The organism is Arthrobacter sp. MDT2-3 (assembly GCF_059090465.1).
The window spans coordinates 109,855-122,574 of record NZ_JBNHFS010000001.1; the positions used below are offsets into that span (position 1 = coordinate 109,855).

A 12,720-nucleotide genomic window follows, 5' to 3' on the forward strand; every position below is an offset into this window, starting at 1 on the left:
CCCGCTTCACCAGACAGGTTTTGCCATGATCCGCTTGGACAACATCACAGTATCCTTTGGTGACTTCACCGCCATTCCGCATCTGGACCTGCACGTCCGGCCAGGCGAGTTCTTCACCTTGCTGGGGCCTTCAGGCTGCGGCAAAACGACCGCGTTACGCACCCTGGCAGGTTTCATCCAGCCCTCCGCGGGGACAGTCCAGGTGGATGGCAAGGACGTGACCCGGCTTCCCAGCGACAAAAGGCAGGTGGGCATGGTCTTCCAAAACTATGCCCTGTTCCCCAGCATGAGTGTGTGGGAGAACATTGCCTTCGGGTTGCGGGTGCGGAAGGAGAAACCAGCGGACAGCGACCGCCTGGTCCGGGACATTGCCGGGCGGGTGGAGCTCAGCGATGAGCAGTTGTCCAAGAACGTGGCTGAACTTTCCGGCGGCCAGCAGCAGCGGGTGGCGGTGGCGCGGGCACTCGTGCTGCGGCCCAAGATCCTGCTGCTGGATGAACCTTTGTCCAACCTTGACGCCAAGCTCCGGCATCAGTTGCGGCAGCAGCTGAAGGACCTGCAAAGCGAGTTCGGGATTACTACTGTCTACGTCACCCATGACCAGGACGAGGCATTGGCGATGAGCGACCGCGTGGCAGTCTTCAACAAAGGCGTAGTGGAGCAGGTGGGAACCCCGCAGGAGATTTATGATCACTCCGCCACCGAGTTCGTCTGCAACTTCATCGGGGACAGCTCCGCCCTGACGCCTGAGTTCGTGGCGGAACTGAACCGACTGTCAGGTGCGGGGCTCAGCCCGGACGCGAAGTCCTATCTCCGGGTTGAAAAAGCGTCGCTGAACCCGGCGGCGGACGGGAGTGCCGCCGCCGGACTTCCCGGAACGGTGACGTCCCGCACGTACCACGGCCTTCACAGCCGCTACGTGGTGCGGAGCCATGGCGCGGACATCCGCCTGCTGGTGAAGGAAGACGGCGGCGCCCATCCTGAGCCGGGCACGGAGACCACCATCTACCTCCAGCCCGCCCACGTGCTGCAATACCATCCCGGGACCGGCGCCGTACTCAAGCGGGAAGACCAGGCGGTATCCCTGTGATGGCCGGGACACCGGTCCGCCGCATGGCCCGCTCCCCCTTCGTCCTGGTGGTCGGGGCTGTCCTCACGTGGTTCATCGCTGCGTTCCTGGTGTGGCCAAACCTCAACGTCCTGATCGCCACCTTCTTCCCGGACGGCAATTTTTCGGGACGCGCTGCCGAAAAACTCTTCTCTTCCCAACGCGCCATGAAAGCCCTGGGAAACAGCTTCCTGCTCGCCGTCGCCCTGTCCATCACCGTGAACCTGGTGGGAATATTTATTGTCCTGGTGACGCACTACTTCCGCATCCGGGGCTCAAGGATCCTTTTCCTCGGCTACGCCTCCACCTTCATCTACGGCGGCATCGTCCTGGCCGCCGGCTACAAGTTCATCTACGGGGACAAAGGAATCGTCACGTCCCTGCTCGTGAAGGTTTTCCCGGCCATGGACCCGGGGTGGTTTTCCGGGTTCTTCGCAGTCCTGGTAGTGATGACTTTTGCCACCACCACCAACCACATGCTCTTCGTGGCCAACGCGCTGAAGGGCATCGATTACCAGACCATTGAGGCAGCGCGGAACCTCGGCGCCTCAACCTGGACCATCCTGCGGCGGATTGTGCTGCCCATGCTCAAGCCAACGCTGTTCGCCGTCACCATCCTCTCCTTCCTCACCGGCCTCGGTGCGCTGAGCGCCCCGCAGGTGCTGGGCGGCCGGGATTTCCAAACGATCACGCCAATGGTCCTGACGTTTACGAACAGTCCCACCTCACGCGACCTGGCGGCGCTGCTTGCAGTCATCCTGGGCGTGGCCACCATCCTGATGCTCGCGGTGATGTCGCGCCTCGAGAAAGGCGGCACCTATTTTTCGGTGTCAAAGGTTTCATCAGCCCTGGAGAAGCAGGACATCGCCAATCCAGTGGCAAACGTGGCGGTCCACGCCGTGGCGTACCTGCTCTTTGCCGTGTACACCCTGCCGGTAGTTCTGATCGTTCTGTACTCGTTCGCCGACGGCGCGGCCATCCAGACCGGACAGCTCACGCTGGGAAACCTGACGCTGGACAACTATGTCCGGGTCCTGACCCAGCAGTCCGGGTTGCGTCCGTTCGTCGTCAGTGTGGTGTACAGCGCGCTGGCTGCCCTGATCGCCGTCGGCGGCCTGCTCTTCGTGGCCCGGCTGCTGCAGAAGTACAGGAACTGGGTGTCGGCTGTCTTCGAATACCTGCTGCACATCCCCTGGGTCCTGCCGTCGGCCCTTCTGGCCCTGGGCCTGATCATCAGTTACGACCATCCGAATCCGCTGGTGGGTGGGGCTGTACTTACCGGAACCACCGTGATCCTCCTTATCGCTTTTGTCACCGTAAAGATCCCGTTCACGCTTCGCATGCTCAAGGCGTCCTTCGCCTCGGTTAATTCCTCACTCGAGGAAGCGGCAGCCATCATGGGCGCCAAAACCCTCTACGTGTTCCGGCGGATCCTCCTGCCGCTGGTGCTGCCCGCGGCCGCCGCCATCACGGCCCTGAACTTCAACAGCCTGCTGGACGACTACGACACAGCCATCTTCCTTGCCCACCCGCTGGTCCAGCCCCTCGGCCTGGTCATCAAGGCCAACACGGACGGGGCCGAGGGCGTGGAAGGCGTGGCGAATACCTTCGTCTACACCGTGCTCCTGATGGTTATCACCGGTGTCACGATGTATCTCGTCTACGGCCGGTCCCGCCGGCGCGGGTCAGCAAAGAAGCGGCTGCCGGGCATCCCGCCTGCCGCACCCGTTGCCGGGCCCACCCTCGCCGGCGCCCCTGTGCCCACCGAGGACACCACTCAGCCCGCAGCTGCCGCTCGCTGATCAGCCGCCGGAACTGGTGCCGGCGACGGCGCGCTGGCTCCGCCGTCGGGCAAGCCTTAGCAGGCCGTCGCGCAGCGGTTGGGCACGATCCGCAAGGGCGACGCGCACCAGGGCCGAGGACGCCAGGCTCAGGGCGCCGGTCCACAGCACGCGCAGCCGGTCGTAGGCACGGAGTGCCTCATCCACGGGCAGTGTATTGAGGAGGTCAGCCAGGGTTACCGCGTCCACCAACGACTCGCAGGCGCCACGCCCGAGGCTGGGAGCCATGGCGTGCGCGGCGTCGCCGATGAGCACAAACCTGCCGCGGACGAAGGACTTAAGACGGGGAGCCGTCCAGATCCGCTGCACCAGGATGCCTTCAGGCGTAGCGGCAGCGAGCACCTGGCGTATGGCTGGTGAGTGCCCGGCGTAGCGCTTCCGGGCCTGCTCCAAGGCTGCCGCAGCATCAATTCCATAGGGGCCAAGCCCGGACCGGTAGCTGGCGTACCAGAACAATCCATCCTGTGCAGCGGCGAGGCCGAACAAGTCCCCGCGGCCCCAGTACTCGCCCACCACGTCCGGGTTGACCCGGGAAGGGAGAGTCCCGCGGAGGGCAAGGTATGGCGTGAGTCTGGCAGCGGTGTGGGCACCCCACACCTCGCGGCGTACCATGCTGTGCACGCCGTCCGCCCCTACCACCAGGCCGTCGTGAGCCGGAAGCACCTGGACATTGCCCGTCACCCGGCGCACCGTCCGGGGTACGGCCGCATCAAGCAGCCGCAGCAGGTCAACCCGGGAAATCGCGAACATATCCCCACCGCTGACAGTGACCCAAGGCTCGCCAGCGGCGTTGCGGACCGACCCGCTGCCGATCACGGGACTGACTGCCCGCGCCTCCTCGAGCACCCCGATCCGTTCGAGCGCACGTTGGGCGTTCGGCCACATCCCCAGCGCGTTACCAACGGTGGGCAGCTCAGGCCGTTTCTCGTGCACGGTCACGTCGAAGCGGTCCGGGTCCAGGCAGGAGGCCAGCGCCAGGCCGGCAATGCCGCCGCCAACAATCGAGATTGCTTGCATGGGGCGATTTTACTACTTCTGTAGTACATGGGAAGGGCCATACACTGGGCCCATGCCTGACCGCCGCACAGAACTGATGGATGCCGCCTTGAAGGTTGTGGCGGATAAGGGGATGAAGGGCCTCACCCACCGGGCCGTGGATGCAGCGGCCAAACTGCCCCAAGGCACAACTTCCAACTACTACCGGAACCGCGCGGCGCTGGTCGATGCGGTGCTGGACCGCCTGCTGGAGCTGGACGCCGCGCTCCTGCAGGACCAGGGACCGGCCGGCCCGCCGCAGACCGTTGAGGAGCTTGCAGCCGAACTGGCCGCCCTGGTGTTGGCCCTGGCAGGACAACACGAGGGCCTCACCCGAGCCCGGCTGGCCCTCTCTCTGGACCAGCCCGAATCAGTAACAGCCGGGCATTTCCGGCTGGTGGGCGGCCTCGAACAGGCCCTCGCGGTATTGGGCATAGCCGATGCACCCGCCCGGGCCCGGGACGTTGCCGACTATGGTGACGGCGTGCTGCTCCACCTGCTGACGGTTAGGCGGGACGAGCAGCCCGACGCTGCAGCCATTGCCGCAGCAGTCCGGCGGCTGCTGGCCCCCTGAGGCGTTCTTCCCCACCGCGCCCCCGGAGCTGTCAGGCCTGGCCGGGCCAGCCGGTGTAGGCCTCGGCGAGGTAGGCCATGCCGTGGCGGGAAGAGACGACGGAATGCAGTTCGCCGAGTTGGCGCGCGCGGGAGAAGTCATCGGCGTCGGTAGGGGTGTGCAGCATGGTGGTCATCCAGTAGGAGAACTGCTGGGCCTTCCACACCCGCTCGAGGGCCCGGTCGCTGTAGGACTCCAGCAGGCGGCCGGAGCCGGAGTTGTAGTGGCTGTCGAGTCCTTCGAAGAGGACTTTCACGTCGTGGATCGCCAGGTTCAAACCCTTTGCGCCGGTGGGTGGCACGGTGTGTGCGGCGTCCCCGGCCAGGAACAGGTTGCCATAGCGCATGGGCGTGTGGACGAAGCTGCGGAACGGCAGGACCATCTTCTCGATGACCGGCCCTTCGTTGAGCTCGAAGCCGTTGCCGTTGACCCGGCTGCGGAACTCGGCCCAGATCCGGTCGTCATCCCACTCGGCAACGTTTTCCTTGGGGTCGCACTGGAAGTACATCCGCTGCACGGTTTCGGTGCGCTGGCTGATCAGGGCGAACCCGTTCTCGGAGTTTGCGTAGATCAGCTCGTCGGAACTGCGCGGGGCTTCGGCGAGGATGCCGAACCAGGCGAAGGGGTATTCGTGGAAGTACCACTTGCGGTGCGCTTCCGGGATCTGGAACCGGCAGTGGCTGCGGGACCCGTCAGCACCCACCACGAAGTCCGCCCGGATCTCGTACTCCACGCCCCCGTCATCGGTGAACCAGACCTTTGGCTTGCCCTCAAGGTCGTGGACGGAGGTGTCCGTGACGGTGTAGCGGACGTCGCCGCCGTCGGCCTTCCTGCGGGCAGCGAGGTCCAGGAACACGTCCGTCTGCGGGTACAGCCACACGGACTCCCCCACCAACTCTTTGAAGTCCACGCGGTGGCTCTCACCGTTGAAGCGCAGTTCGATGCCGTCGTGCCGGTCGCCGTCACGCAGCACCCGGTCCGAGACCCCGCTGTCCACCAGCATGCTGACCGTCCCGTGCTCCAGGATGCCGGCGCGGACCGTTTCGGAGATCTCCTTGTGGCTGCGGACTTCGATCACGGTGGAGTCGATGCCGGATTTGGCCAGGAGATGGGAGAGCATCAGCCCGGCAGGCCCGGCTCCCATAATGGCCACTTGGGTGGTGATGATTTTTCGTGCTGCCATGGCGTTGTCTCGCTTCATTGCGGGCTCCGCGGGGGCGGTGCCGGGTTTCCTGGTCTGGCACCCAGTGTGCGCCACACTGAGTGACCACGGGCACATTGATTCCGTTGAATGGAGGAAGCGTCAGGAATCGGCCAGTTGGCGGGCGATGCCGCGTGCGGCTGTCTGCAGCACGGGCACCAGCGCCTGCAGGCGCATCTCGCGCAGGGGCACCACGACGCCGAGCGATGCCGCGGCGCGCTGCCGGCGGTTCAGCACGGGCACAGCGATACCCCAGGTGTCCGGGTCCACCACGCCCTTCAGCTGGGCGAATCCCTGGTGCGCAGTTTCGGCCAGCAGCCCCCGGACGTCGTCCGGCATGACCTTCCCGTCAGGGTCGGCGAACTGGTCCAGGTACTGCCCCTGGAGGGCCTTGTCCTGGTGCGCCATTAACGCCAGCCCGGCAGAAGAAATGTGGACCGGCATCCTGCCTGCCACCTGGGCCCGGTTGGCCACCGAACCCCGCCGAGACAGCCTCTCCACGAAGAGCGCCTCCCAGCCGTCAAGCACCGCGAGGTTCACGTTCTGGTTGAGGACCTGCTGGATGTCCTCCATAAAAGGCATCGCCGCCTGCCGGAGAGCCAGCGTGGGAGAGGTCCGGTTGACCAGCTCCCACAGCCGGAGTCCGGGCCGCACCGTGCCACCGGGTCCGGCTTCGAGGAGGCCATGGCCGGCGAGCTGGCGGACCAGCCGGTGGGTGGTGGTCAGCGGAAGGCCTGCCCGTTCTGCAAGTTCGGAGAGCTGCAGGGCGTGGACATCCTGCGGGAAGGCAGCGATAAGGCGAACGATCCTGTCCACCACCGAATCACCTGACGCGGAATTAGCCACCACACACCCGCTTCCGTTCAATGGGACGTTCCCAGCCTACCGCCGAAAGCCCCCCGTGGGCTGGCGCACCCGCTAGACTCCCGCCGTCGTCCGTCCACGAACGCGGCGCCAGACCTCCGGGGCCAGCACCACGGCAATGCCGACGGCGGCCCCAATCACCGTTTCAATGATGCGGTCCCGGAGCAGGATGGCAGGCGGGGACGGAACCACCAGGAGGGTGGAAATCAGGGCGAGGGGTGTGACGAAAAGCTGGGCCAGCAGGTATTGGCGGATAATGAACATTTCCGCGCCGAACTGGCACAGTGCCATGACCAGCACCGTCTGCCAGGGTTCCAGGTCCAGCAGCACAATCCCGGCCAGGATCACCAGGCCAAGAACCGTGCCGATGATCCGTTGAACGCCACGGCGGATGCGGTGCCGGGTGGTGTGCCCCACCAGCGGCACAACGGCTGCCACCATGGCCCAGTAGTTGTGCCCGAAGCCCAGCAGCTGGCCGGCCCAGGTGGCCAGGGTCCCGGCCAGGCCTGCGGCGATGAGGTAGCCGAGGCCCTCCAGCCAGGCGGTCCGTTTTTCGTTGGGCGTGCGGCGGACGGGCCTTGGCCGGATCCAGGGGGTCCGGTGGCTGGGGAGGATCCTGGAGGAGAAGCCCACCAGCAGGCAGAACACTGTGGTGAGGACGGCCACCAGCATGGCCTGCCACAGCGGAGGCTGGTTCGGGATGGAAGCGATCGCCGCGAACGCGAAGATGTGGAACAGCGAGCCGGCCGGACGCATCCGCCACCAGGAAATGATCAATGAGCAGGCGCCAGCCACCAGGGTGGTGGCTGGAACCAGGAGCCACGCTGTGCCGGCGCCGTCCAGTTCGAGGGCCGCCGCTGCCCTCGCCGCCAGGGTGGCCAGGAGAATGACTGCGAGCATCAGCAGCCCGGCTCGCAGTTGGAGCGCGAACCGGGTTCCGTGCGGTTCGCCGCGGCCGTAGATTCCGGTGAAGGCGCCGAAGGATGCGAAGATTGCCAGGTCCAGCCGGCCCAGCAGCACCAGCGTGAGGAGCGGAACGAAGACGCCCACGGCGCACCGCAGTGCGGGGTGGTGGTCCTTGTTGCCGGGACCAATGCTGAACATCTCAGCGAGCATCTTCACGAAAGGAGCGCCTTCCTGCGGGTGGACTTCTGACGGGCGGCCGCGCTGACGTTCCTGCTAAATCCTACGTCGGGGCCCTCCGGAGCCGGCCCGGGCGTTCCCATGAATGGAACCGCGGGGCAACACCGCTGAAACAGCTCCCCCTGATGCTTGAGGCATGAAGCCTCCCGTACCGAACACGCATGCGGCTGAATTGAGCTGTGAGGTCTGCGGCCTGATGCCCGAACCTCCCAAGGCGCGCCTGACCCTGGCCAACGTGGCAGTGATGCTGCCCATCGAACTCCTGGTCCACGCCCTCGTGGTCGAAACCCACCTGCCCTATGTGGCCAAGGTCCTGGTGCTCACCCTGACCGCCACGGTCCTGGTGATCTGGGTGGCCGAGCCCTCGGCGGCCCGGATCCTGCGTGGCTGGCTTCACGCCCCGGCGCTGCGCCACCGAAGGAAGCTGGGGGCGGCACCTGCGCTGTGGCGCGCCCGCACCGTCCTGCGGGATGAGCCGGGTTCCCTGCAGAAGGTCACCCAGGCGCTGGCCCGCAGCGGAACCAACATCCTGAGCATCCACGTGCATCCGGTGGCGGACGGGGTGCTGGACGAGTTTGTCCTGTCAGCCCCGGGGCACCTTGGCGAGCGCGGGCTCCTGGACGCGCTGCACGAGGGCGGCGGGACACGCTCGCACGTCTGGCCCACCACCGCCTTGGCCATGGCGGACGGGCAGACCAGGGCACTTAGCCTTGCGGCGCGGATCGCGGACGCACCGGACGAACTTCCGCTGGCGGTGGCCGAGCTGCTCCGGGCGCGGATCCTCACTCCTGCGGCGGCCGCCCTGGAAAAGGACGACGCCGGCACCCGGCTCAAGATCCCCACCGCGTGGCACGGCCCCATCATCTTCGTCCGGCCCGGGGAACCGTTCACGCCGGCGGAATCAGCCCGGGCCCACCGGCTCGCAGAGCTCGCCGAAATCCTGTCGCACCAGCGGGCGGCGGGCACACCCCACTAGCTACATCCGGATGGTCAGTGCGCCCGGGTCCAAGGACATCAGGACGTGCTTGCCCTGGCCTTCGTGGTCGCCGTCCAGCTGGTAGTCGTCATTGTGCTCCAGGGTTATTTCCACGGTCTTGCCCTGGAAGTACTCCACAGCGGTGTCCTTGCCCCGGCCCTTGCCGATCATTCCGGCCACCACCGAGAGCCAGCCCAGCCGGCCATGGTGGGGAGCCAGCACCGCCACGTCGAGCAATCCGTCATCCATCTTGGCTTCAGGAAAGATTTCCAGGCCGCCCTGCACCTTGCCGCAGTTGCCCACCATGACGCTGCGGACCCCGCGGCGCACGGCCTGCTGGCCGTCGATCACGATGGTTGCCTTGACCGGTTTGCCCGGCAGGTTGCGGATGCCGGCATCCACGTAGGCCAGCCAGCCCACCTTGTGCTTAAGCTCCTCGTCGGTGTCGGCCATGATGGTGGCGTCGTACCCCACACCGGCCATCACCAGGAAGAGCTGCTCCTTCTCGGGGTCGCTCCGGCGGGCACGGACGACGTCGATCTTCCGTTCGGTGCCGGCGAACGCGCCGGCCATGGCGCCGTCGTAATCCGTGACATCCATGCCGAGGTTGCGGGCCAGCAGGTTGCCGGTGCCCAAGGGAAGCAAGCCCATGGGTATATCGCCCCCCGAGAGTACTTCGGCCACGCAGCGGACCGTCCCGTCGCCGCCGCCGGCGATGACGATGTCGGCCCCCTGCGCCAGGGCTTCCTTCGCCTGGCCGACGCCGGGGTCCTCCTTGGTGGTTTCGAACCACAGCGTTTCGCCCCAGCCGTTTTCGGCGCTGTGCTTGGCTGCCAGTTCGCGCACATCGATGTCCACCGGCTTGGCAGGGTTGATGATGATGGCTGCGCGTTGCGGGGCATTGGAGTTGGCAGTCATGGCGTCCTTCGGTGGCGAATGGAAAGGCTACTTCTCACAGAAGACTAGCCTGCCTGCTAAGAGCAGGTCATCAGCCTGGCGGCTAAAGCGTTTTTACTGCTCCGAGAACCTGGGCGAGGGAGTCCTTGGCGTCGCCGAAGAGCAGGGATGTCTGGGGTTCGTACAGCAGGTCGTTCTCGATCCCGGCGAAACCCGGCCGCATGGACCGTTTCAGGAACACCACCTGCCGGGCGTCGGCAACTTCCAGGATGGGCATGCCGTATATGGGCGACCCCGAGGAGGTCTTGGCCGCCGGGTTGACTACGTCATTGGCACCCACCACCAGCGCAACATCCGCGGTCTTGAACTGCGGGTTGATCTCGCCCATCTCCTTGAGCGATTCGTAGGGCACGTTGGCTTCGGCCAGGAGCACGTTCATGTGCCCGGGCATCCGGCCAGCCACGGGATGGATGGCAAAATCCACCTCGATGCCGCGGGCCTCCAGCGCCTGGGCCAACTCCGCCGCCGTGTGCTGGCCCTGCGCAACGGCCAGGCCATAGCCGGGGACAATGATCACGCGCTGCGCGTAGCCCAGGAGCACCGCCACGTCCTCAGCGCTGGAAGAGCGTACCGGGCGCTCGCTCACGGCCGTGGATCCCGCCGTCGAACCTCCCCGGAAGGCGCCGAACAGGATGCCGGCAACGCTGCGGCCCATTGCCGCTGCCATGGCGCGGGTCAGGATGGTACCCGAAGCGCCCACCAGCGTGCCCGCCACCACCAGCAGCACATTGCCCAGCACCACGCCCGACGCCGCTACGGCCAGTCCAGTGAAGGCGTTCAGCAGCGAGATGACGATGGGGACGTCCGCGCCGCCCACGGGCAGCACCAGGAGGATCCCGGCGGCAAGCCCCAGGACCAGGAGCAGCACCGCGAGCGCGGCAGAACCGGTGAGGATGACGGCGACGCCGGCGGCCACCGCCGCGAGCAGCACCACGCCCATCATGGCCGGAAGCCCCTTGAACACCACGGGCCGTGTTGTCATCAGTTCCTGCAGCTTCGCGAAGGTGACCCCTGACCCGGCAAAGGAAACAGCACCCACCAGCAGGGTGAACACAATGGCAAGGCGGACCCAGGGATCGTCCGTATGGCTGAGTTCCAAGAGCGCCACCAGCGCCGCAGCACCACCGCCCACGCCGTTGAAGAGTGCCACCAGTTGCGGCATCTGCGTCATTTTGACCCGCCGGGCCACAGGTGCAGCCACCACTGATCCCACGACTATCGCGGACAGGATCCACGGGATGTTCTCCAGCCGCGAGGACAGGAAGACAGTGACGACGGCGATCAGGGCACCCAGCGCGCCGATGAGGTTTCCACGGCGGGCGGTGCGGGGCGAGCTGAGGCCGCGCAGCGCCAGGATGAAAAAGACGGCGGCGGCAAGGTACAGGAGCGATGTCCACACGGGATCGAGGAGGCTCACCTGCCTTCCACCTTCCCGGCGCCCTCTTTACGTGCCACTTGCTTGCGCGCATGGAACATGTGCAGCATCCGGTCGGTCACCACAAAACCTCCCACAAGGTTCGCGGTGGCCAGGACGACGGCGAGGAGGGCTACTGCGAGCACCCAGGGGTCTGCTGCCTGGCCGGCAACAATGATGGCACCGACCAGGATGATCCCGTGGATGGCGTTCGCGCCGGACATCAGCGGCGTGTGCAGGGTGCTGGAAACCTTGGAGACCACCTCAAAGCCGACGAACACCGCCAGGACCGTGATGGTCAGCAGGCTCATCCCGTCCATCAGAGAACCCCTTCCCGCCGGCTGCCTGCCCTGGCGGCCAGCAGTTCCGCGGTGGGCTGGTGCCGGACCGTGCCGTCGTGGGTCAGGCAGGAGCCTGCCAGCACCTCGTCGTCGAAGTCGGGCGCCAAGGCACCGTCCCGGATCATCAGGGCCAGCAGGTTGGCGACGTTTTTGGCGTACAAGCGGGAGGCGTCTGACGCCATTGCGGAGGGTGCGTCCTTCAGGCCCACCACGGTGACGTAGCCGGAGCCGTTGGCCGTGGGAACGGGAATGTCCTGCCCTGGCACCACCGCTTCCACGTTGCCGCCGGACTCAGCGGCGAGGTCGACGACGACGGACCCGGCCCGCATGCCCTGCACCATCTCAGTGGTGACCAGGAGGGGCGCACGCCTGCCGGGGACGGCCGCCGTCGTGATCAGGACATCCGCCTGGGCAACGTGCGGGGCGAGCAGCTGCCGCTGCCGCGTCCCGGCGTCGGAACTCAGCTGGCGGGCGTACCCTCCGGCTGCCTCAGCGGTTTCCAGGTCCAGCCGGATGAAGGTGCCGCCCATCGACGCCACCTCGTCCGCGGAGGCGGGCCGGATGTCATTGGCGAAGACCCGGGCGCCCAGCCGTTTCGCGGTGCCGATGGCCTGCAGCCCGGCCACCCCCGCTCCAAGGACCAGGACGCGGGCGGGCGGGACGGTGCCGGCGGCGGTCATGTACAGCGGGAAAAACCGGGGCAGCCGGATGGCGGCTTCCAGGACGCAGCGGTAGCCGGCCACCAGGGCCTGGGAGCTGAGGGCATCCATGGACTGGGCCCGGGAGATGCGGGGCACGAGCTCAAGGGCGAAGGATGTGACGCCGGCGTCCGCGAGCGCCTGGACGGTGGGCAATTCGGACGACGGCGATGCCAGCCCCACCGTCACGGCTCCCCTTTTCAGGGACGCCGCCGTGTGCGGATCAAGTGGCCGGACGTGGGTGAGGACATCCAGCTGGGCTTCGTCGAGCTGCGGGACGATGTGGGCTCCGGCCTGGCGGTAGTCCGCGTCCGGGTGGCCGGCGGCTGCACCGGCGTCCGCCTCAAGAAGTATTTCCACGCCCAGGGCCGCCAGTTGCTTCACCGTCTCCGGTGTGGCGGCCACGCGCCGTTCACCCTCACGGCGTTCCCGCGGTATGCCCAGTTTCACCCGCTGACTCCCCTCGCTGCACGGGTGCGGCAGCGCCGCCCGGGCCGTGTCCGTCTGGATCAGAGGGCTTCGCGGAGCG

12 protein-coding genes are annotated in these 12,720 nt (G+C 66.6%); 4 read left to right on the top strand and 8 right to left on the bottom strand.

Going from position 1 to position 12,720, the window contains the following annotated elements; genetic code table 11:
* Positions 1 to 25 precede the first annotated feature (25 nt).
* Positions 26 to 1,090: an ABC transporter ATP-binding protein gene (locus tag AC5RUQ_RS00520; protein WP_493945465.1), complete on the top strand. Its 1,065-nt coding sequence runs from the start codon at positions 26 to 28 to the stop codon at positions 1,088 to 1,090.
* A complete protein-coding gene (locus AC5RUQ_RS00525; RefSeq protein ID WP_493945467.1) occupies positions 1,090 to 2,910 on the top strand; it encodes an ABC transporter permease in 1,821 nt (606 codons plus the stop codon). Before AC5RUQ_RS00520 ends, AC5RUQ_RS00525 begins: the two co-directional genes overlap by 1 nt.
* Here AC5RUQ_RS00525 and AC5RUQ_RS00530 read toward each other — a convergent pair whose 3' ends face one another.
* Positions 2,911 to 3,966, bottom strand: a complete 1,056-nt coding sequence (locus AC5RUQ_RS00530; protein ID WP_493945468.1) for an FAD-dependent monooxygenase — start codon at positions 3,964 to 3,966, stop codon at positions 2,911 to 2,913.
* 52 nt (positions 3,967 to 4,018) lie between these two features.
* Between AC5RUQ_RS00530 and AC5RUQ_RS00535 the strand changes: the two genes are divergently transcribed.
* On the top strand, positions 4,019 to 4,558 hold the full coding sequence (locus AC5RUQ_RS00535) for a TetR/AcrR family transcriptional regulator (protein WP_493945469.1): 540 nt from the start codon (positions 4,019 to 4,021) through the stop codon (positions 4,556 to 4,558).
* 31 nt (positions 4,559 to 4,589) lie between these two features.
* Here the strand turns inward: AC5RUQ_RS00535 and AC5RUQ_RS00540 are convergent, their stop codons facing one another.
* The 3 genes from AC5RUQ_RS00540 to AC5RUQ_RS00550 all read right to left on the bottom strand — a co-directional run bounded on the left by AC5RUQ_RS00540 (position 4,590) and on the right by AC5RUQ_RS00550 (position 7,784).
* A complete protein-coding gene (locus AC5RUQ_RS00540; protein ID WP_493946364.1) occupies positions 4,590 to 5,780 on the bottom strand; it encodes a 4-hydroxybenzoate 3-monooxygenase in 1,191 nt (396 codons plus the stop codon).
* A 120-nt stretch (positions 5,781 to 5,900) separates the two neighbouring features.
* Positions 5,901 to 6,644 (bottom strand): IclR family transcriptional regulator, encoded by a 744-nt coding sequence (locus tag AC5RUQ_RS00545; protein ID WP_493945470.1) that lies wholly within the window; start codon positions 6,642 to 6,644, stop codon positions 5,901 to 5,903.
* A 72-nt stretch (positions 6,645 to 6,716) separates the two neighbouring features.
* Positions 6,717 to 7,784, bottom strand: a complete 1,068-nt coding sequence (locus tag AC5RUQ_RS00550) for an FUSC family protein (RefSeq protein WP_493945472.1) — start codon at positions 7,782 to 7,784, stop codon at positions 6,717 to 6,719.
* Between the two features lie 157 nt (positions 7,785 to 7,941).
* Here AC5RUQ_RS00550 and AC5RUQ_RS00555 point away from each other — a divergent pair, with 157 nt between their 5' ends.
* A complete protein-coding gene (locus AC5RUQ_RS00555; protein ID WP_493945473.1) occupies positions 7,942 to 8,781 on the top strand; it encodes an ACT domain-containing protein in 840 nt (279 codons plus the stop codon).
* On the opposite strand, the gene AC5RUQ_RS00560 is transcribed toward AC5RUQ_RS00555, so the two are convergent.
* From AC5RUQ_RS00560 to AC5RUQ_RS00575, 4 genes are all read right to left on the bottom strand, one after another.
* The gene (locus AC5RUQ_RS00560; protein ID WP_493945474.1) at positions 8,782 to 9,699 is read right to left on the bottom strand and encodes a diacylglycerol/lipid kinase family protein; all 918 of its coding nucleotides are present in this window, start codon (positions 9,697 to 9,699) and stop codon (positions 8,782 to 8,784) included.
* Between the two features lie 82 nt (positions 9,700 to 9,781).
* On the bottom strand, positions 9,782 to 11,155 hold the full coding sequence (locus tag AC5RUQ_RS00565; protein WP_493945475.1) for an NAD(P)(+) transhydrogenase (Re/Si-specific) subunit beta: 1,374 nt from the start codon (positions 11,153 to 11,155) through the stop codon (positions 9,782 to 9,784).
* Complete coding sequence (locus tag AC5RUQ_RS00570) at positions 11,152 to 11,472, bottom strand: NAD(P) transhydrogenase subunit alpha part 2 (protein ID WP_458780254.1); 321 nt, start codon at positions 11,470 to 11,472, stop codon at positions 11,152 to 11,154. The genes AC5RUQ_RS00565 and AC5RUQ_RS00570 overlap by 4 nt, the downstream gene beginning before the upstream one ends.
* Complete coding sequence (locus AC5RUQ_RS00575; RefSeq protein ID WP_493945477.1) at positions 11,472 to 12,641, bottom strand: Re/Si-specific NAD(P)(+) transhydrogenase subunit alpha; 1,170 nt, start codon at positions 12,639 to 12,641, stop codon at positions 11,472 to 11,474. The genes AC5RUQ_RS00570 and AC5RUQ_RS00575 overlap by 1 nt, the downstream gene beginning before the upstream one ends.
* Positions 12,642 to 12,720: the final 79 nt, after the last annotated feature.

Excerpts from the sequence above, each read along its gene's own strand:
- AC5RUQ_RS00525 (WP_493945467.1), top strand. The coding sequence starts at position 1,090 with ATGGCCGGGACACCGGTCCGCCGCATGGCCCGCTCCCCCTTCGTCCTG.
- AC5RUQ_RS00570 (WP_458780254.1), bottom strand. The coding sequence starts at position 11,472 with ATGGACGGGATGAGCCTGCTGACCATCACGGTCCTGGCGGTGTTCGTC.
- AC5RUQ_RS00540 (WP_493946364.1), bottom strand. The coding sequence starts at position 5,780 with ATGGCAGCACGAAAAATCATCACCACCCAAGTGGCCATTATGGGAGCC.
- AC5RUQ_RS00555 (WP_493945473.1), top strand. The coding sequence starts at position 7,942 with ATGAAGCCTCCCGTACCGAACACGCATGCGGCTGAATTGAGCTGTGAG.
- AC5RUQ_RS00560 (WP_493945474.1), bottom strand. The coding sequence starts at position 9,699 with ATGACTGCCAACTCCAATGCCCCGCAACGCGCAGCCATCATCATCAAC.
- AC5RUQ_RS00520 (WP_493945465.1), top strand. The coding sequence starts at position 26 with ATGATCCGCTTGGACAACATCACAGTATCCTTTGGTGACTTCACCGCC.
- AC5RUQ_RS00535 (WP_493945469.1), top strand. The coding sequence starts at position 4,019 with ATGCCTGACCGCCGCACAGAACTGATGGATGCCGCCTTGAAGGTTGTG.
- AC5RUQ_RS00530 (WP_493945468.1), bottom strand. The coding sequence starts at position 3,966 with ATGCAAGCAATCTCGATTGTTGGCGGCGGCATTGCCGGCCTGGCGCTG.